The 18244-nt window shown below is 57.5% G+C and carries 18 protein-coding genes and 1 riboswitch; of the genes, 9 read left to right on the forward strand and 9 right to left on the reverse strand.

The window, feature by feature from the left end:
• Positions 1 to 24 precede the first annotated feature (24 nt).
• A complete protein-coding gene (locus WFO64_RS12420; protein WP_279771831.1) occupies positions 25 to 924 on the reverse strand; it encodes a LysR family transcriptional regulator in 900 nt (299 codons plus the stop codon).
• Positions 925 to 1039: 115 nt separating this feature from the next.
• Between WFO64_RS12420 and WFO64_RS12425 the strand changes: the two genes are divergently transcribed.
• Positions 1040 to 1798 (forward strand): SDR family NAD(P)-dependent oxidoreductase, encoded by a 759-nt coding sequence (locus tag WFO64_RS12425; RefSeq protein WP_337012101.1) that lies wholly within the window; start codon positions 1040 to 1042, stop codon positions 1796 to 1798.
• Positions 1799 to 1844: 46 nt separating this feature from the next.
• Here WFO64_RS12425 and WFO64_RS12430 read toward each other — a convergent pair whose 3' ends face one another.
• Positions 1845 to 2690, reverse strand: coding sequence for a PhzF family phenazine biosynthesis protein (locus tag WFO64_RS12430; RefSeq protein WP_337012103.1), 846 nt, complete (start codon positions 2688 to 2690; stop codon positions 1845 to 1847).
• 108 nt (positions 2691 to 2798) lie between these two features.
• Between WFO64_RS12430 and WFO64_RS12435 the strand changes: the two genes are divergently transcribed.
• Positions 2799 to 3422 carry a glutathione S-transferase family protein gene (locus WFO64_RS12435; RefSeq protein ID WP_337012106.1) on the forward strand — a complete coding sequence of 208 codons (624 nt, stop codon included), beginning with the start codon at positions 2799 to 2801 and terminating at the stop codon, positions 3420 to 3422.
• Here the strand turns inward: WFO64_RS12435 and WFO64_RS12440 are convergent.
• Positions 3389 to 4876, reverse strand: coding sequence for an aminotransferase-like domain-containing protein (locus WFO64_RS12440; RefSeq protein WP_337012108.1), 1488 nt, complete (start codon positions 4874 to 4876; stop codon positions 3389 to 3391). The genes WFO64_RS12435 and WFO64_RS12440 overlap by 34 nt on opposite strands.
• 134 nt (positions 4877 to 5010) lie before the next feature.
• On the opposite strand from WFO64_RS12440, the gene WFO64_RS12445 reads away from it, so the two are divergent.
• Positions 5011 to 5598, forward strand: a complete 588-nt coding sequence (locus WFO64_RS12445; RefSeq protein ID WP_337012110.1) for a LysE family translocator — start codon at positions 5011 to 5013, stop codon at positions 5596 to 5598.
• Here the strand turns inward: WFO64_RS12445 and WFO64_RS12450 are convergent.
• From WFO64_RS12450 to WFO64_RS12460, 3 genes are all read right to left on the reverse strand, one after another.
• Positions 5595 to 7979: a phosphoketolase family protein gene (locus WFO64_RS12450; protein WP_337012112.1), complete on the reverse strand. Its 2385-nt coding sequence runs from the start codon at positions 7977 to 7979 to the stop codon at positions 5595 to 5597. The genes WFO64_RS12445 and WFO64_RS12450 overlap by 4 nt on opposite strands.
• Positions 7980 to 8105: 126 nt before the next feature.
• Positions 8106 to 9725: a malate dehydrogenase (quinone) gene (gene mqo, locus WFO64_RS12455; RefSeq protein ID WP_337012114.1), complete on the reverse strand. Its 1620-nt coding sequence runs from the start codon at positions 9723 to 9725 to the stop codon at positions 8106 to 8108.
• Positions 9726 to 10236: 511 nt separating this feature from the next.
• Positions 10237 to 10692 carry a carboxymuconolactone decarboxylase family protein gene (locus WFO64_RS12460; protein ID WP_337012116.1) on the reverse strand — a complete coding sequence of 152 codons (456 nt, stop codon included), beginning with the start codon at positions 10690 to 10692 and terminating at the stop codon, positions 10237 to 10239.
• A 57-nt stretch (positions 10693 to 10749) separates the two neighbouring features.
• On the opposite strand from WFO64_RS12460, the gene pdxR reads away from it, so the two are divergent.
• Positions 10750 to 12186 (forward strand): MocR-like pyridoxine biosynthesis transcription factor PdxR, encoded by a 1437-nt coding sequence (gene pdxR, locus WFO64_RS12465; protein ID WP_337012118.1) that lies wholly within the window; start codon positions 10750 to 10752, stop codon positions 12184 to 12186.
• Here the strand turns inward: pdxR and WFO64_RS12470 are convergent.
• Complete coding sequence (locus WFO64_RS12470) at positions 12176 to 12418, reverse strand: DUF1158 domain-containing protein (RefSeq protein ID WP_013359425.1); 243 nt, start codon at positions 12416 to 12418, stop codon at positions 12176 to 12178. The genes pdxR and WFO64_RS12470 overlap by 11 nt on opposite strands.
• Positions 12419 to 12732: 314 nt before the next feature.
• Between WFO64_RS12470 and mntP the strand changes: the two genes are divergently transcribed.
• From mntP to WFO64_RS12485, 4 genes are all read left to right on the forward strand, one after another.
• Positions 12733 to 13308, forward strand: a complete 576-nt coding sequence (mntP, locus tag WFO64_RS12475; RefSeq protein WP_337012120.1) for a manganese efflux pump MntP — start codon at positions 12733 to 12735, stop codon at positions 13306 to 13308.
• Between the two features lie 126 nt (positions 13309 to 13434).
• Positions 13435 to 13503, forward strand: a complete 69-nt coding sequence (gene azuC / locus WFO64_RS22585; RefSeq protein WP_442956152.1) for a stress response protein AzuC — start codon at positions 13435 to 13437, stop codon at positions 13501 to 13503.
• Positions 13504 to 14085: 582 nt separating this feature from the next.
• Entirely contained in the window at positions 14086 to 14997 is a 912-nt protein-coding gene (locus tag WFO64_RS12480) for an alpha/beta fold hydrolase (protein WP_337012122.1), read from the forward strand.
• Positions 14990 to 16381 (forward strand): hypothetical protein, encoded by a 1392-nt coding sequence (locus tag WFO64_RS12485; protein ID WP_337012124.1) that lies wholly within the window; start codon positions 14990 to 14992, stop codon positions 16379 to 16381. The genes WFO64_RS12480 and WFO64_RS12485 overlap by 8 nt, the downstream gene beginning before the upstream one ends.
• Before the next feature lie 22 nt (positions 16382 to 16403).
• Here WFO64_RS12485 and WFO64_RS12490 read toward each other — a convergent pair whose 3' ends face one another.
• Complete coding sequence (locus WFO64_RS12490; protein WP_442956150.1) at positions 16404 to 16658, reverse strand: hypothetical protein; 255 nt, start codon at positions 16656 to 16658, stop codon at positions 16404 to 16406.
• The gene (locus WFO64_RS12495; protein ID WP_337012126.1) at positions 16609 to 17529 is read right to left on the reverse strand and encodes a nucleoside hydrolase; all 921 of its coding nucleotides are present in this window, start codon (positions 17527 to 17529) and stop codon (positions 16609 to 16611) included. Before WFO64_RS12495 ends, WFO64_RS12490 begins: the two co-directional genes overlap by 50 nt.
• Positions 17530 to 17646: 117 nt before the next feature.
• Positions 17647 to 17722: riboswitch (Fluoride riboswitch) on the forward strand.
• Between the two features lie 89 nt (positions 17723 to 17811).
• Here WFO64_RS12495 and crcB point away from each other — a divergent pair.
• A complete protein-coding gene (crcB, locus tag WFO64_RS12500; RefSeq protein ID WP_337012128.1) occupies positions 17812 to 18189 on the forward strand; it encodes a fluoride efflux transporter CrcB in 378 nt (125 codons plus the stop codon).
• Positions 18190 to 18244: the final 55 nt, after the last annotated feature.

Below are 18244 nucleotides of genomic sequence, written 5' to 3' on the forward strand. Positions count from 1 at the left end.
TCATTAAAATCAAAGTATAGCCGTTCAGGTGACGTACTCCTGTAACACCTGACTCAGCCACTCCATAAATACCCGCACGCGACGCGCCACATTGCGCCGGTGCGGGTAGAGCAGATGGATCGGCATCGGTCTGGCGGGAAAGCGATGCAGCACTTCCACCAGTTCACCCCTTTCCAGGAGTGTCTGAATCCCGGCGGCAGGCACCTGGATAATCCCTAATCCCGCCAGACAGGCGGCGCGATAGGTTTCGGTGCTGTTCACCGTTACTACGCCGCCGGTATGAACATAGTGGCACTGCCTGCCATCAAAATATTCAAAACCCGGTGATGCCTGACCGAGTTGCTGGCTGTAATGCACCATCGCATGCTGCGACAGCTCTTCCAGCCTTATAGGCATGCCGAACCGCGAAAGGTAGCCAGGACTGGCGCAGTTAATCAAGGTATGGGTGCCAATTTTTCGCGCAATCAGGCCAGAATCTTTGAGTTCACCGACCCGGATGACGCAGTCAAACCCTTCGCGGATCACATCTACCTGACGGTCGCTGCTGCTCAGTTCAATCTCGACGCCGGGATAGTGCTGCAAAAATTCAGGCAGCCGTGGCAGGATGAAACCGGTAGCCATCGCCACCGACATATCAACCCGCAGTTTACCGCTGAGCGAGGCGGGCTCGTGCTGGAACAGGCTATCCATATCATCAATCATCGACAATAAATCCAGACAGCGATCGTAATAGACTAATCCATCCTGGGTGAGTTGCACCCGGCGCGTGGTGCGATGCAGCAAACGTGTTGCCATTTGATTTTCAAGCGCCTGTATCTGTCGCGATACGCTGCCTTTTGGCACGCCTAAACTCTCTGCCGCGCGGGTAAAACTGCCCATTTCGGCCACCCGCACAAACACCTGCATTGCGTGAATTTTGTCCATGTTGTTCACCGATTGTTGTTTTTATTGAAACAGTGATGCGCGTTTAACACTGTTTATAGATCAATAGTTGGCGAATATCCTTAACAGGTGTTCAATTTTTCAACAGGTGCGAGCAATGAATCAGAAAGTGGCGTTAATTACCGGTGCAAACCGAGGTCTGGGCCGGAATAGCGCGTTGAAACTGGCTGCCAGAGGCACTGATATTATCCTGACTTACCGCAGCCATGCCGATGAGGCGCAGGCGGTCGTCAGGGAAATTGAGGCTCTGGGGCGACGTGCAGTAGCGCTGGCGCTGGATGTTGGCGAAACCAGTCAGTTCGATCGCTTTATCGGCCAGGTGAAAGAGGCATTGCAACAGCAGTGGCAGCGTGAGTGTTTTGACTATTTAGTGAACAATGCCGGACACGGACACTACAAGCCGTTTACCGACACCACCGAGGCGGAATTCGATGCGCTGGTGAATGTACATTTCAAAGGGCCTTACTTCCTGACCCAGAAGCTGCTGCCGCTGATCAACGACAATGGTCGCATCCTGAATATCTCCAGCGGTCTTACCCGGCTGGTCTATCCGGGATCTTCGACTTATGCATCGATGAAAGGGGCGATGGAGGTATTGACGCGCTACCAGGCGAAAGAGCTGGGCGAACGGCGCATTCGCGTCAATATCCTGGCACCCGGCGCGATAGAGACCGACTTTGGGGGTGGCCGGGTGCGCGATACCCGCGAAATTAACGATCAGATTGCCGGACTGACGGCGCTGGGCCGGGTTGGACTGCCCGATGATATCGGCGACGCTATCAGCGCGATCCTCAGTGACGAAACCGGCTGGATCACCGCGCAGCGTATCGAAGCTTCAGGCGGGCAGGGAATTTAACCGCTGGCGGCGTCGCGGCCAGCCTGTCCGCTGACGCCGCCGCCTTTCACAGCGTAATGGTACCGTCGATCACGGTGACGGTATTGCCGCCAATCCAGATGGTCTCACCGGCAAAGGTCACGTTCACCCGACCAGCACGCTGCAGGGCGGTACCCTGGCGTACGCGATAGGAGGTAGTCTGCCCCTCCATGGCAAAGTAACGTGCCAGACAGGCGTTAGCGCTGCCGGTTACCGGATCTTCTGTCAGGCTGCCATTCTCGACCAGCAGGCCACGCACTTCATACTGTTCGCTCTCACCCGAGGGTAAACGACCAAACGGCATCACACCTGTCACACCCGCGTGCTTAATCAGACGCTGCAAATCGCTGACGCTGGGCTGCAGTGCCAGTACTGCCTCGGCGTTGATCATCGGTACCAGCAGCCAGCGAATCCCCATATCCACGACCGTCGGGCTTTGCGTTAAATCGAAAGCATCGCTGTTCAGGGCGTTACCCATCAGCGCATCCTGCCATGGCATCAGGGTGGCAGCAGGCGCGGCAAATGCCAGGCCCGCCTCATTAATCTTCACCGTCACGTTACCGACGCCGCACTCCTGCACGATTTCACCCGGCGTACGCGTCGGCCAGCCCGCCTCCAGCAGCGCGTGCGCGGTGCCCAGCGTCGGATGACCGGCAAACGGCAGTTCGCCTTCCACGGTAAAAATACGCACCCGATAGTCCGCCTCTTCGTGCTGGGGGGGCAGAACAAAGGTGGTTTCTGACAGGTTAGTCCAGCGGGCAATCGCCGCCAGCTGGCTGTCGCTTAACCCCTGAGCATCCATAATCACCGCCAGCGGATTGCCATTAAAGGCTGATGAGGTAAACACATCGACTTGTTTAAACGCGACCTTCATTGTGACTCCTTGCTGATTGGGTTCAGTGTGGCCTTTTCTCTGCCGGATGATTGCTTATAACAGCTAACAGCGTTATCAATAAGTTAAAAATTTTACCGGAGACTGTGAATGCTAACGATCCTTGGACGCGCCTCCTCAATCAACGTGCGTAAAGTATTATGGCTGTGTGACGAGCTTGACCTTGATTACCAGCGCGAAGAGTGGGGCGACGGTTTCCGCTCAACGCATCTGCCCGAATTTATGGCACTTAATCCGAATGCGATGGTGCCGGTGCTGAAAGATGATGACTTTGTGATGTGGGAATCCAATGCCATCCTGCGCTATCTGGCGAGCGCCTACGGCGGCGAATGGCTCTATCCTTACCATCCGCAAACGCGTGCGTCTGTCGATCAGTGGATGGACTGGCAATCCACCGAACTCAACACCTCATGGCGCTACGCATTTATGTCGCTGGTGCGAAACTCACCGGCTCATCAGGATCCGCGTCTGCTGGCCGCGGCCAGCAAAGGCTGGGCGCATACCATGAGCATCCTTAATCAGCAGCTGGAAAAAACCGGCCGCTACGTTGCCGGACGTAATTTCACCCTGGCCGACATTCCGATAGGTCTGGCAGTCAACCGCTGGTTTGAAACCCCGCTCGATCACCCCGACTATCCGGCGGTACGCACCTATTACGAGCGCCTGACGGAACGTCACGGCTATACCGTCTGGGGCCGCAACGGCACACCCTGAGCCTCACCGCACGGCACGCCCGCTAGTTCACAGGCGATTTCGCCCGTGCGTTGAATCGCCCGGGTGTAGTGTGCATCAAACGGATAGCAGCAGGAGAGGCGCAGCGCATGGTTGTAGCGCTCGCTCAGTGAATAGAGCGCACCGGGCGTGACGCAAATCTGCTCCTGCAGCAGGCGATCAAACATTTCGGTGGTATTTACGCCGCCCGGTAACTCGACCCAGAAGACAAAGCCACCACGCGGCAGCGTGGCGCGGGTACCCCGTGGGAAGTAACGGGCAATAAGACCACGCGCCTCATCCAGATTGGCTGCATAGCGGCGGCGCAGGGTACGCAGATGATGGTCGTAACCACCGGAAGCGAGAAACTCCGCCAGCGTTTCGGACAGCAGGGCGGATTCGGCCATCGACGACACCGCTTTCAGTCGGGCAATCGCATCATGAAAACGTCCGGCGGCGGTCCAGCCAATACGAAAATCGGGTGCCACGGTTTTAGTGAAGCTGGTGCAGTAGATCACCCAGCCATCGCGATCAAAAGCTTTTACGGCGGGCGAGAGCGGCCAGTCGAACTGCAACTCGTCATACAGCCCATCTTCTATTAGCGGGACGTGGTAAGTATTCACTAACTTTGCCAGCCGCTTCTTATTCGCCAGCGACATGCCGCAGCCCAGCGGGTTCTGCGCGCTCGGCATGGCAATCAGCGCCTTAATACGCTGCTCCTGAAGCAACATCTCCAGCGCATCCAGCGACAGACCATTCTGTGGATCGGTAGGAATTTCCAGCGCTCTAAGACCCAGCGAAGCCAGCAGCGGAAAGAGGAAGAAGTAGGTCGGCGACTCCAGCCCGACACAATCGCCGGGCTGCGTCACCGCACGCAGCGCCAGCTGCAGCGCCTCCATGCAGCCATGAGTCAGGGTTATCTCATCGGCTGTGAGCGTCTGTCCGGCGTGAAGTGCCCGTCGCGCAATCTCCTCCCGTAAGCGCTCACTACCGGGCGGAAGCGCATAGCGCCCAATCATGCTGGGATAGCGGCGCAGCAGTGAGGCAGTAATTCGGGCGATGCGCGCCGCAGGAAACAGCTCGCTATCCTGTGGACAGGCCAGGGAGATATTGATGTAGTCGGGATGATTCTGCGCTGCAAATACCTTATCGATCAGGTCGAGCTTGCTGCTGCTGGGGTCGCGTACCCGGGTTTTATGCTGACCGTGACGGGTCACGGCGGGCAACACGCCGCGCACGTAATAGCCCGATTGCGGACGCGCCTCAATCAGCCCGCGATCTTCCAGCAGCTGCCAGGCATTCAGCACCGTATTGACACTGACCTGATGTGACTGGGCGACGCGGCGGATCGCTGGCAGGCGTTTACCGGGTTTCAGCGTGCCCTGATGGATTGCCTCAGCGAAGCTTTCTGCCAGCTGCTGATAGAGCGGCTGATCGGAAGTGGGAGTAAGGGACACAGTCGCCTCCGGATTAGATGGATACAATTGCTGCTAACAAAAATTGTAACCATAACAATAGTGATTTTGTGTGACTGTTACCATCTCTTTCTCCGCCGTAGCATAGAACTCTGTTCACTCTCAGGAGAGCCACGATGCTCGATCCCTCTTTCTTCAGTTATGTCACCGTGATGTCGATTACGCCTGGCCCGAACAATCTGTTGCTGGCGACCTCCGGGGTTAATTTTGGCATACGGCGGACGTTGCCGATGGTGTTCGGCATTTTAGTTGGCTGTGCGGTACAGACGGTGATTGCCGGCATGGCGCTGGAAGTGCTGCTGCACTGGATGGCGGCGATACGCCTGCCGCTGACGCTGGCAGGCTGTACGTATTTATTGTGGCTGTCCTGGAAAATTTTTCGTGCCACCGCGCCCGAAGCCCGTACCCGACCACAGCCGATGACGCTGGTGGGCGGCGCCTGCTTCCAGGCGATCAATCCTAAAGCCTGGCTGATGGCAACCAACGTTGCGCTGCTCTACAGCGGCAGCAGCGGCGTCCTGACGGTCATGGTCGGCTTTATGCTGCTCAACCTGCCCTGCATCCTGATCTGGGCTGCGCTGGGCGATCGCCTGCGCAGCCATCTGCAGGTTGCCTGGAAGCGCCAGCTGTTCAACAGCCTGATGGCGCTGTCGTTGGTGGCGACCACCGTCTGGATGCTGACCGATGCGTTGCTGGTCGCTTAATCGGGCGCACCTGGCGCGGTGGCCGACGGCCATTTCCAGTTCTGCACTTCCGGCACATCTTCGCCATGTTCACGGACATAGCGATGATGTTCAGCCAGACGCTGCTGTAAGTCCTCCAGCAACCTGGGGTGCGCATCGGCCAGCCCCGGCACGCGAAGAATCGCCTCCTGCGCCAGATGATAGCGGTCAAGCTCGTTCAGTACTGTCATATCAAATGGCGTGGTGGTGGTTCCCTCTTCGTTAAAGCCGCGCACATGGAAGTTGCGGTGATTGGTGCGTGAATAGGTCAGGCGATGCACCAGTGCCGGATAGCCGTGGAAGGCAAAAATCACCGGTTTATCCTGGGTAAACAGCGCATCAAACTCCGCATCGGATTTTCCATGCGGATGCTGATCCTGCGGTTGCAGCGCCAGCAAATCGACCACGTTCACCACGCGGATGCGCAGTTCGGGCAGCCTGTCGCGCAGCAGATCCACCGCCGCCATCGTCTCCATGGTCGGTACATCCCCGGCACAGGCCATCACCACATCCGGCTGCGTATTCTCCGGCGTGGTGCCCGCCCAGTGCCACTCGCCCATGCCCGCTTCACAATGGGCCACGGCGCTGGCTATATCCAGCCACTGCGGCGCAGGCTGCTTGCCCGCCACAATCACATTGATCCGATCCCAGGTGCGCAGGCAGTGATCACCAACCCACAACAGCGTATTGGCATCGGGCGGCAGATAAATGCGCACGATGTCCGCTTTTTTATTGGCAACGTGGTCGATAAAGCCCGGGTCCTGATGGCTGTAGCCATTGTGATCCTGTCGCCAGACATGTGAAGAGAGCAGATAGTTCAGCGACGATATCGGCTTACGCCACCCCAGTTTACGCGACACTTTCAGCCACTTAGCATGCTGGTTAAACATCGAATCGACGATGTGGATAAAGGCTTCATAGCAGTTGAACAGTCCGTGGCGGCCGGTCAGCAGATAGCCTTCAAGCCAGCCCTGACACTGATGCTCGCTGAGAATTTCCATCACCCGGCCATCCCGTGCCAGCTGCTCGTCGTAAGGCTCTGTTCTTTCCAGCCAGGTGCGGCTGGTCACGTCGAAGACCGGCGTCAGGCGGTTTGAGGCCGTTTCATCCGGGCCGAACAGACGGAAATTATCGCGGTTGCGCTGGAACAGTACGCTGAGATAGCGGCCCAGATGCTCCGTGGCCTGCGCCATCTGCGTACCTGGCTCGCTGACATCGCAGGCAAACTCCGCGAGTTCAGGCGTATCCAGCTCACGGCGCAGCAGGCCGCCATTGGCATAAGGCGATGCACCCATGCGTTTATCGCCTTCCGGTGCCAGCGCCTGCAGTTCCGGTTTTAAGCGACCCTGTTCATCAAACAGGTCATCGGGCTGGTAGCTGCGCATCCACGTCTCAAGGATCTGACGATGACCGTCATCTTCACGACAGGCCGCGACCGGCACCTGATGCGCCCGCCAGAAATCCTCCACTTTCTTGCCGTCGACCGTTTTGGGGCCGGTCCAGCCTTTGGGACTGCGCAGAATAATCATCGGCCAGCGCGGCACGTCGGTGCTGGCGGAGCCGGTACGGGCTTCTCGCTGATAAGTGGCGATTTTAGTGAAGGCACTATCCAGCGCCTCCGCCATCAGCGGATGCATTTTTTCCGGCTCATGCCCGCTGACAAACAGCGGCTCATAGCCGTAGCCGCTGAACAGCTGGTGGAGATCGTCATCGCTGCTGCGACCCAGCAGCGTCGGGTTGGCAATCTTGTAGCCGTTAAGATGCAGAATCGGCAGCACCGCACCGTCACGTTCAGGATTGAGGAATTTAATGCCATGCCAGCTGGACGCCAGCGGCCCGGTCTCCGCTTCGCCGTCGCCTATCACGCAGGGCACAACCAACTCGGGGTGATCGAAGGCCGCACCAAATGCATGAGAGAGCGAGTAGCCCAACTCCCCCCCTTCATTAATCGAGCCGGGCGTTTCCGGTGCCGCGTGGCTGGGAATGCCACCCGGAAAGGAGAACTGCTTAAACAGATGCTGCATGCCCGCTGCATTCTGAGAGATGTGCGGATAGATTTCGCTGTAGCTGCCCTCCAGCCAGGTATTCGCCACCATACCGGGGCCGCCATGCCCTGGCCCACAGATGTAGATCATATTCAGGTTTTGCTTTCGGATAACACGGTTGAGGTGGGCATAGATAAAATTCAGGCCTGGCGTGGTGCCCCAGTGGCCCAGCAGGCGGGGTTTGATGTGTTCCGGCCTGAGTGGCTCACGCAACAGCGGGTTACCCATCAGGTAAATTTGTCCGACGGAGAGGTAATTCGCTGCCCGCCAGTAGCGGTCGAGCAGCGTGAATTCCGGTGACGCAGGGGAGTAAGCCATGCCGTTTCCTCTTGAGCGTTCAGCTAAAAGATGCCTTAACCCTAATAGAGAATACGCGGCACAACCAGGTCACGGGCCAATAAAAAAGGCCCCGCCGTGCGGAGCCTCTTTATCAATGGCGCTGAATTACTTGCCGACGACGAACGCGGTTTCCCGTCCTTCATCGTTTGCCGCCATCGGTGTGACTGGCGCATAGTCGAGCTGCAAAATACGGCTGGTTTCGGCTAATACTTTCTCTGTCAGCGCTACGTCACCGTTCAGCTTGCGCCCCCATGAAGGGATCACCGCACGGATTTTGTTCTGCCATTCCGGCGAAGCCATCTGCTCAGGGCAGACCTTGTGCAGCAGCTCCAGCATAATCGGTGCCGCAGTGGACGCGCCAGGTGAGGCACCCAGCAGTGCTGAAATCGAGCCATCCTGTGAGGCGACCACTTCGGTGCCCAGACGCAACACCGCGCCCTCTTTCTCATCTTTCTTGATGATCTGTACACGCTGACCGGCAGTGACTAAGCGCCAGTCCTCCTGCCTGGCCTGCGGCACATAGGCGCGGAGTGCGTCCATCCGGTCGCTGTCGCTTTGAAGCACCTGATCCATCAGGTATTTCACCAGATCAAAACTTTTCAGCCCCACTTTGACCATCGGCAGCATATTACTGCTGTTCAGCGAGGTGAACATATCCATCAGCGACCCTTGCTTCAGGAACCTGGTCGAGAAGGTGGCGAACGGGCCAAACAGCAGCACCTGCTTGCCATCCAGCACGCGCGTGTCGACGTGCGGCACTGACATCGGCGGCGCGCCAACGCTGGCTTTGCCATAGACCTTGGCCATGTGCTGTGCGACCACTTGCGGATTTTCTGTCACCAGGAAGGAACCACCCACCGGGAAACCAGCGTAACCGTTGGCTTCCGGGATGCCGGCCTTCTGCAGCAGTGGTAACGCCGCGCCGCCTGCACCGATAAATATCCTGCCCGCCGTCAGCGTGCGACGCGTGCCGCTGTTCAGACACTGCAGCGTCACCTGCCAGCGACCATCGGCAAGCTGCTTTAGCTCACGCACTTCCTGACGCAGACGCAGCTGGAAATTCGCTTTCTTCTCTAACGAGGCGATCAGCTGACGGGTGATTTCACCGAAGTTCACATCGGTTCCCATCTCCGTCCATGTGGCCGCCACTTTCTGGCGGCGGTCACGGCCATTCATCACCAGCGGGATCCAGCGGGCGATCTGCTGTGGATCTTCGGAGTAGGCCATGCCACGGAACAGGGTGCTTTTCTGCATCGCTTTGAAGCGTTTGCGCAGGAAGTCAACATTGTCGTCACCCCAGACAAAGCTCATGTGTGGCGTACTGTGAATAAAGCTTTCGGGGTTGCGCAGATTGCCTTTCTGAACCTGATAAGCCCAGAACTGGCGGGAAATCTGGAACGATTCGTTGATCGTTACCGCTTTAGAGATGTCAATGCTGCCATCCGCCTGCTGAGGCGTATAGTTCAGCTCCGCCAGCGCCGCATGACCGGTGCCCGCGTTATTCCAGCCGTTGGACGACTCTTCGGCCACGCTATCCAGCCGCTCCACCATTTCGATCGACCAGTCCGGTTCTAAATCCTGCAGCCATGCACCGAGGGTAGCGCTCATCACACCTGCGCCAATCAGCAGCACGTCAACGTCTTTGCGCTCCTGCGCGGTAGCATTAGTGGTGTCCTTTGCCATGGCACTCATCGCGAGCGCAAGGTTTACAGCTGAATTGCACATGAGGCGACATCTCCTCTTCTGTTGACCTGAAGCCCAACAGTTTCGCAGGCGAAATAGTCACGCTTCTTACGAGCGCGTTGCGCTATTTCTCAAAGGTTAAGTCTCAGGTATAGGGTTAAAGCGGTGATAACGCGTTAACTGCACGTTATGCTTTGTCATTCGAATATAACATTCTCGCATCTGAATTAAACATTTGTTTATTTTTTAAATGCAGAAATGATTCAGCATAAGAATTAATCATCACGGGCAGTGGCGTATTAGCGATTTTTTATTTTCAACTCAGTGAGTTAACTAAAATATCATGTTGCGGAAAAGCCCTATGCTGGTGCAGCGGCGGAATGGGTGAGAAGAGTGCGGAATTATTTAATTCATTGAATTTTAGCGATTTATTATGCAGTAAGGAATAAGCGAAATCAGGGCCAGAAAAGCTGATTGGCCGCTTGTGTAAAAATAATGTTACATTTTTGTGAGTCTGAAAATGCGCGCACACCGGCGCACGCATCGGATTCACTTATGACTGATTCGCACTGGCGGGCAACTTTTTCAGACTTATCGCCATGCGGTTATAGGTGTTCATCAGGCCAATTGCGATGTTCAGATCAACAATCTCTTTTTCGCTAAACTGCGCTTTTAATGTGTTATAGCAGGCATCCGGCGCGCCCTGCTGAGCAATCAGCGTCAGGCATTCAGCCCAGTGCAGGGCCGCCTTCTCTTTATCACTGAACAGCGTGCCGGATTCGTGCCAGACCTGGGTCAATACAATCTTATCCCAGCCCATACCCGATTTATTCAGCGCTTTAGTATGTAAATCAATGCAGTAAGCGCAGCCGTTAATCTGTGATATGCGCAGGAACAGCAGTTCCAGTAAAGTGAGCGGCAGATCGGTTTGCGCCAGATAACTGTATACGCCGCCCAGCGCTTTCATGCCTGCCGGTGCCGCACTGTGAAAATCGATACGTTCGCTCATCTTGTTGTCTCCTGGGATTGATGAGGCGATTTTCGGCCTTTCAATGGAGCAGATAAAGTGCCAAAAAATGAGAGTCTGACTGGTCCATCGCCGCTTTCGACGTTGACGCTCCAGCGCGGCACGTTACGTGGCCTCAGTGAACAGCTACGCCAGCTGATTGAGCAGGCGATTGGGGAAGGGCGCTTGCCGCCCGGTGCGCGTCTGCCCTCCTGTCGCGATCTGGCGGCACAGCTCGGCGTAGCGCGCGGCACCGTTCGCGCCAGCTATGACATGCTGGTCGATGGTCAGTTTCTGCAGGCCAGAGGCGCGGCGGGCACCTTCGTCAGCGCACTACCGCCGTTAAAACCGGCCATTGCCAGTGCGGAACGCCAGCTGCTGGCGGGCACAGAAGAGGCTGAAGCGCCTCCGCTGACCTTTCAGATGGGCATTCCGGCCAGTGATGCGTTCCCGGTTAAAGTCTGGCTGCGCATTCTGCAGCGTCAGGCGCGCATGCAGGTCAGCAGACCGGCCTGTTATCCCGATCCACGCGGCAGCTTAGCGCTGCGCCAGGCGCTGGTGGCCTATCTGGCCGTGGCACGCGGCCTGCGCTGTCAGGCGGACCAGATCATTATTACCAGCGGCTATGCGGGTGCGATGGGCCTGATTGGCCTGGCGATGGATTTTCAGGGCAAAACGGCCTGGCTGGAAGATCCAGGGTTCTGGGTGGCGCGTCGCGCGGTTGACGCGCTGCGCATTACGCCCGTTGCCGTGCCGGTGGATGATGAAGGGTTACAGGTGCAGGCCGGGATGGCCCGCGCGCCGGATGCCGCTTTCGCGCTGGTCACGCCGGGACAGCAGGCGCCGCTTGGCATGACGATGAGCCTGGCGCGCCGCCATGCATTACTGAACTGGGCCAGCCGCGAGCAGCGCTGGATTATCGAAGATGACTATCTTGGCGAGCTTCAGCCTGGTAATCGCGCGGCACCGGCACTGGCCGCGCTCGACAGCGAAGGGCGGGTATTGCACATCGGCACCTTCAGCAAGACGCTGACGCCGCAACTGCGGCTCGGTTTTATCGTGGTTCCGCCAGCGCTGACGACCCGGTTCGGCGAAGTGTGCGCTTTGCTTGCACCAGCCTCTTCGGGATTGCTGCACAATGCGGTAGCGGAGTTTCTGCGTGAAGGTCACTTTATGCGGCATCTGCGGCGCATGAAGCGCGTCTATCAGGAGCGACTGGAACAGATGATCGCGGCGCTTCATTCTTACTTTCCCGACCTGCAACGCGCCGGGCTGGCGGTGATTGTCCGCTTACCCGCCGGTACGCCGGATGAGGTGATTGCGCAGCAGGCAGCAGAGTGGGGCATGGCACCGTCGCCGCTGTCGATCTGGTATCAGCAGGCCGATCAGTGCGGTGCGGGCCTGATACTGGGTGCGGCACATCTGCCGCGTGAGGGTTATGCGCGTAGCGCCGAACGGCTAAAAGCGCTGGTCGATGCGCAGGCGGTCAGCTCCTGAACCAGCGACGCCAGACAAAGCGGATAACAAAAAACTCCAGTGCGCCCAGCACTAAAAACCAGACGCAAAACACCACGGTGTAGAGCTGATTCAGATCCTGCAAATGAAACATCTGCAACAGATGCTGCGCTACCGTCACGCTAAAAGCGGGCGCGGGCAGCAGCAGCGCCGACAGAAAGCCCAGCAGCAAAATGCCACCCGGCACGATCAACGTCTCAAAAGGGTTATTCATAACCGGTTTCCCATATTTATCAGCCCGGCATTTTCCGGTAATCGGCGACAGGGTTCAATGGTGGCATGCGTCAAAGCGCTATCCCAGCCCGAACCGGCCAGGTCAGCACACAGAAAATGCTTTGCCACCATCGACTTAGCGCCATTCATAGCGAATGATAAGAGTTATAGCCTTTGCTATACTTAAATCCCTGATTTTACTGTCTTTTTATCTTGTGGTTTGCGTGATAGACTGCGCCCACTTTTTCATAACTGAACACTTTGTGTGGTGAATTCAGCGTGAATTGCCGCTTTTTCGCCCCAGGTGAATAAATCATGACCTTTATTGCCACTTTAATTCTAGCACTGGGTATGTCGATGGACGCGTTTGCTGCTGCGCTGGGCAAAGGTGCCACGCTGCATCGTCCCGGTTTTAAAGAAGCGCTGCGTACCGGTCTGATCTTTGGCTCTATTGAAGCGCTGACCCCGCTGATTGGCTGGGCGCTTGGCCTGGTCGCCAGCCGTTACATCATGGCCTGGGATCACTGGGTGGCCTTTGGGCTATTGGCATTTCTGGGCGGCCGTATGATGCTGGAAGGTTTGCGTCAGACTGCCGTCGCCGAACCCTGCGAAGCCCCGCAAAGTCACGGCTTTATGGTTCTGGCGACCACCGCGGTGGCAACCAGTCTGGATGCGATGGCGGTCGGTGTGGGTCTGGCTTTCCTGCAGGTAAACATCATCACGACTGCGCTGACGATTGGAGCAGCGACTACTGTTATGGCGACGACCGGTGTAATGGTCGGGCGTTTCATCGGCCCGGTTCTGGGTAAGTGGGCGGAAGTGCTGGGCGGCGTCGTTCTGATTGCCATAGGCTCCACCATCCTGTTAGAGCATCTCGGCTACATCGCTTAGGGCCTTTGCACATAAAAGCGGCAATTTTGTGATCGGGTTCAAATTTATTTGCTGTTAAAACGCACAGCAGCTATACTTTTTCGGTATATGTTCAACAAAATTTGAATCAGGTATTCTATGAAACGCATGCTTAAATATGTGTTCCGCGCTTACGTGGAGACGTTCAAACACGTCCCGCCAGGTGCTATGTACTAAGCACCCCGCAAGAAACCCTCGATAATCGCGGTCAGGGATCGACCTGTGATTATCACTTTTTGCTTCTGCTTCCGGTTCAGTCAATTCAAATCCGCGCTTTCATACTTTCAGGGCATCCTCGTTGCTGCCTTTCTCCTTCTGAACTTCCTGTTGTGCATAGCTTTTTACGATGAAACCTTCTCTAGAGTATCCGCGCGTTTTACAGTGCTTTTTCGTTCACTTTCATCGATCTTTATCTTTAAAAATTACCTATGCAGCTTAAATAAGTTTACCCAAAAATGGCACTACAAATCCCGCAAAGTGCAGGCTTTCTGTCAGCGGGTTTTCAGGACTGATCTCTGGCCGTAAAGCGGGTGACAGTCGTAACCAAGGTTATGAGGCAGTACGCTGTTCGTCATTCATTAGGTAGCGCACCCTACGGGCATGAACTTGTCTGCGAAACAGCATCGGGCATTATCCAGCTAATTTTGGCATGTGCTCAGAAATGACCTCTTCTGATAATAATCCCCAACACACCATTAACCCGCCACCCGCCCGATCCCGTCCTACACTCAATTATTCTCCCCAAATCAGGAGCAGCGGATGATCCAGAAGCATCGACGAAAACAAGCAGCGATTGTGGCAGGCGTGGGATTAGGTGTGGCGGCCACGCTTTGGGGTATGAAACGCTGGCAGGCGCTGAAGCAGACACCGCCAGTGTCGCCGCGCAGTCATCACGCCGGGCTGGCGGGTTACTTCCAGCAGGTGGGCGACTGGCGCATGTTTACCCGCGTCACGCCCAATGAAGATCAGGGTTTGCCGGTGGTACTGGTTCACGGGTTGGTGATGTCGGGTCGGGCGATGGAGCCGCTGGCGCTGGCGCTGGGACGCGACTATCACGTGCTGGTGCCGGATCTGCCCGGTTTTGGTGCCAGCACGCTGCCATCCTCTGCACCAGTGATGACGGTGGATCAGCAGGCGGATGCACTCTGGCTCTGGCTACAACACAACGGTTTTCAGCGTGCCATCTGGGTGGGCAACGCTTTTGGCTGCCAGATTCTGGCCGCACTGGCAGTGAAATATCCGCAGGCGGTGGCGGGTCTGGTGTTACAGGGGCCAACGGTCGACCGCCATGCGCGCAGCCTGACACGTCAGCTGTGGCGCAGCTGGCGTAATCACGGACTGGAGGCGCATCGCTCGTCGGGATCGCTGGCCCGTATCGACTATGCCAAAGCGGGGCTGTGGCGCGCGTTTGGTACGCTGCGTGTCATGATGCGCGACCACATTGAGCATCGCCTCACTTACATCAACGCGCCCACGCTGCTGCTGCGTGGCTCGCGTGATCCTATCTGTCCGGCGCGCTGGCTGGATGAGCTCGCCGCGCTGATGCCGCGCAGTGAACGCCTGACGCTGCGCGACGGTACCCATACGCTGCACTACGTCTATCCGTGGAGTTTCTGCAACGCTATCCGCCCCTTCCTGGCGCGTATTCAGCAGGAGAATCAGCATGAGTAAACCGCCCAAGGGCATCGCCCGTTTTGACTCTGCCGCCGCCATGCTGCTGGCGCTGGCGAATGCGCTACACGATCGCCCCTTCGCCAGTCCGAGCCAATCACCGACACTGGACCGCCTGCTGCCTTCGCTGAACCGGCTGCCCACCGGGCTGAGAGAATGGGGCTACGCGCTGGGGGGCATGGCAGAGGGCATCAGTTTACGCCAGGCGGGTGAACTGGATGTGGAAGGCATCGCAGAATGGATGGTCAGTGAGTACCCACAGCAGGATTATCCGGCGGCCTTTATCGGCTCGTCGAACGGTGCGCTGGTGCATCTGGCGTCGGCGATGAGCGTGCCCTGGCTACCACAAACCTTCCTCTGTCCGGTGCGTGCCGCCAGCAACGATCCTGATGATGCCCAGACGAGTTTTGAGCAGGGAAAAGAGATTGCCGCCGCACTGCTGGCGGCCTGGCCACGGCTGGCGGTTCACCATATGCACGACCCGAATCAGGATCGCCTGATGCTCGACCAGATGCGCTATTTCCGACTGAAACTGCGCGAACTGCCTCTGGCCTTCAACGAATTTCTGATGGGGAGTCTGCCTGCGGGTTCCACGCTGTTTATCAATCACTGCACCCAACAGTGGCCGGTGACGCGCACCAGCGAGCGTTCGTTCTTTCAGTTTGGCGCACCAGGCGGGGCCAGCGAAAAAGAGTTCATGCAGGGCGGCCCGCGCGTGGCGGAATATCTGGCACGCTATGGTGTCGATCGTGAGCGCTGGACACCGCCGGCGATTACCGACCGGGTGCCGGAAGCGGAGTGGGGACTGGATGGCTATCTGATCCCGCCGCTGAAAAAGCTGGCCGCGGCGCAGAACTGGAAGCTGATGGACATTCGCTACGAAGACCCGGAAGCGATGAGTTATGTGGTGGCGGAAATCTACCGTGACTGGTATCTGGCCGCGGGCATTTTACCGACCCGGCTGACGGTGGACAGTTTCCTGCTGATGGATCCGTGGTGCACCCAGCAGCAGCAGGCGATTCCGTTCTGGCTGAGCTTCAGTAGCGAATCTTCGGCTGCGGCACTGCAACGCTTCCTCGAAAAACAGCCGCCGTTCCGTAACATCGACATGATGCTCTTTTCTCACGGCACCGACAGTATCGGGCTGGCAGAGATTGATCGCTGGCGGGCGCTGCTCTCCCATGCCCGTGATGAGGGTGTATTCATGGGGGTGGATGAAGAACGGTTCCCGCGCGATTTCGCCACTTTTGCCCGCTTCGACTCGGCGCTGCGTGAGCGTACGCCGTTGTTGCCGCCCCCACCCGCGCTGAGCGCGGAGAAGGTCATGGCGGGTATTCAGCGTTACGGTGCGAAACACGGTGTCACTCTGACGGCGCTGACGTAGCCGCCATACCCGTCAGCGTTGATTATTCGTCGTCGGTGATCGGCTGGCGCACCAACTGCGGGTAGCCGAGTGCGCCAGCCAGCGTCACGCAGGCACACTTCATCAGCGGCAGGCTGAAGGATTGGGTGGTGTCGAGCGCCCAGCCGGTCATGACTGGCGCAAACGAGGCGAAGATAACGCGGGCGAAGTTCGGGATGCTGCCGACCGACGCGGCCAGATAGCGTGGTTCAGGGCGCGGTGAGGGCCTGGAAGAAGTGCGCCCGCACCGCGTCAGCATCCACGCCAAGCGCAATGCGCTGTGTGGACAGACCGGAAAAGGGATCCTGGCGTGATGCCAGCGCGCTCAGCCTGCGCACCGTCTGACCGCAGGCGATCCCTTCAGTGATCACCCGCAAGGGGCTTTTGATCAGGGTAAACGCCTGTGGCAAGGTGAGCCACGCTACCGCCAGGGTGTCGTGCAGCGCCATACCGTCGAATCCCTCTTTCGCCAGGCTGTAAGCCAGGTATGGGCGACAGATGGCGCTCAGCACCGGCTGATTCAGACGCTGAACTTCATCGCCGCTGATCAGTACCTTGTGTGTCACATCCAGCGGGATCACTACCACGTTCAGCGCCGAGGCGAGAACCTGATCAGCGGCGTGCGGATCTTTCCAGATATTAAATTCGCTGAATGGCGTCACGTTACCACTGTGGCCATCGGTGCCAAATGCACCGCCCATGATCACCAGTTCTTTCAGCAGCGGAATAATATCCGGCGCCTGATTAATGGCACTGGCGATATTGGTCAGCGGACCCATTGCCACCAGGGTGATTTGATGCGGCTGCGCCCGCACGCTGTCGATAATAAACTGCACCGCGCCCGGTGCCTGATCGCTGCAGGCATTATCAAACGCATCGCCCAGTCCATCTTCACCGTGCAGCCTGGCAGGCGCAGACGGTGCCAGCGCCAGCGGCCGTGAACAGCCGCTATAGACCTCAGCGCTTATCGCCATTTTCTCACAAAACAGCCGGGCATTTTTTACCGCCTGACCCACCGCCACGTTGCCAAAAACCGTGGTAATCCCCAGCAGATGCTGCGTCCGTGCCGCATAAGCCAGCGCAAAGGCGTCATCCACGCCAATATCAGTATCAAAAATCAGAGTACGCATAGGATCTCCGCAACAGACTGTAAACCATCAGCATTACCCCGCCAGCCGCAGGGGCGTCAAGCTGTTCAGCCGCCACATGCGCACTATTGCCAGCCTGAAACGGGCATCGTATTATCACTGGCTCAAGGTGATGGCGTGCCACCTTTCCCAACCGCCGGTGGGTTTAACACCGGCTGATGACGCCTGACACTCAATCCTTTCGCGGGATCCAGGGCGTCAGGCGCAGTTTATCTCTGCCTTTCCCCCCTCAGCCCGGCATTACTCTGTAATCAGGAGCAAGAGATGTTTAAACCGTTACTGGCTGTGATGATCGGCGGCTCTGCCGGCTGTGTACTGCGCTGGCTCTTCGCGATGCGCTTTAATGCGCTCTTTCCCAATCTGCCGCCAGGCACGCTGCTGGTGAATCTGATCGGCGGTCTGGTAATCGGCGGTGCGATGGCCTGGTTTGTCCGCCATCCCGACATCGACCCGATCTGGAAACTGCTGATCGTCACCGGACTGTGTGGCGGCCTGACCACGTTCTCCTCTTTCACGGCGGAATTAATGGTGTTGCTACAATCAGGGAAGTACCTCTGGGCGATGGTCAGCGCGCTGGTGCATGTGATCGGCTCGCTGCTGATGGCGTTTGCTGGTTTCGCGCTGGTTACGCTGCTGGGCTGACCGGCGCCTGTCGTCACCCTAATGAGGGAAATACTGTTCCAGCTTTTACGCCCGC

It is taken from the genome of Pantoea sp. AS142 (assembly GCF_037152305.1).
Lineage (GTDB): Bacteria > Pseudomonadota > Gammaproteobacteria > Enterobacterales > Enterobacteriaceae > Pantoea.

Bases quoted from the DNA above. Each gene is read 5' to 3' on its own strand.
- WFO64_RS12420 (WP_279771831.1), bottom strand. From the start codon at position 924: ATGGACAAAATTCACGCAATGCAGGTGTTTGTGCGGGTGGCCGAAATG.
- WFO64_RS12425 (WP_337012101.1), top strand. From the start codon at position 1,040: ATGAATCAGAAAGTGGCGTTAATTACCGGTGCAAACCGAGGTCTGGGC.
- WFO64_RS12430 (WP_337012103.1), bottom strand. From the start codon at position 2,690: ATGAAGGTCGCGTTTAAACAAGTCGATGTGTTTACCTCATCAGCCTTT.
- WFO64_RS12435 (WP_337012106.1), top strand. From the start codon at position 2,799: ATGCTAACGATCCTTGGACGCGCCTCCTCAATCAACGTGCGTAAAGTA.
- WFO64_RS12445 (WP_337012110.1), top strand. From the start codon at position 5,011: ATGCTCGATCCCTCTTTCTTCAGTTATGTCACCGTGATGTCGATTACG.
- WFO64_RS12450 (WP_337012112.1), bottom strand. From the start codon at position 7,979: ATGGCTTACTCCCCTGCGTCACCGGAATTCACGCTGCTCGACCGCTAC.
- mqo (WP_337012114.1), bottom strand. From the start codon at position 9,725: ATGTGCAATTCAGCTGTAAACCTTGCGCTCGCGATGAGTGCCATGGCA.
- WFO64_RS12460 (WP_337012116.1), bottom strand. From the start codon at position 10,692: ATGAGCGAACGTATCGATTTTCACAGTGCGGCACCGGCAGGCATGAAA.
- WFO64_RS12470 (WP_013359425.1), bottom strand. From the start codon at position 12,418: ATGAATAACCCTTTTGAGACGTTGATCGTGCCGGGTGGCATTTTGCTG.
- mntP (WP_337012120.1), top strand. From the start codon at position 12,733: ATGACCTTTATTGCCACTTTAATTCTAGCACTGGGTATGTCGATGGAC.
- WFO64_RS12480 (WP_337012122.1), top strand. From the start codon at position 14,086: ATGATCCAGAAGCATCGACGAAAACAAGCAGCGATTGTGGCAGGCGTG.
- WFO64_RS12485 (WP_337012124.1), top strand. From the start codon at position 14,990: ATGAGTAAACCGCCCAAGGGCATCGCCCGTTTTGACTCTGCCGCCGCC.
- WFO64_RS12490 (WP_442956150.1), bottom strand. From the start codon at position 16,658: ATGCTGACGCGGTGCGGGCGCACTTCTTCCAGGCCCTCACCGCGCCCT.
- WFO64_RS12495 (WP_337012126.1), bottom strand. From the start codon at position 17,529: ATGCGTACTCTGATTTTTGATACTGATATTGGCGTGGATGACGCCTTT.
- crcB (WP_337012128.1), top strand. From the start codon at position 17,812: ATGTTTAAACCGTTACTGGCTGTGATGATCGGCGGCTCTGCCGGCTGT.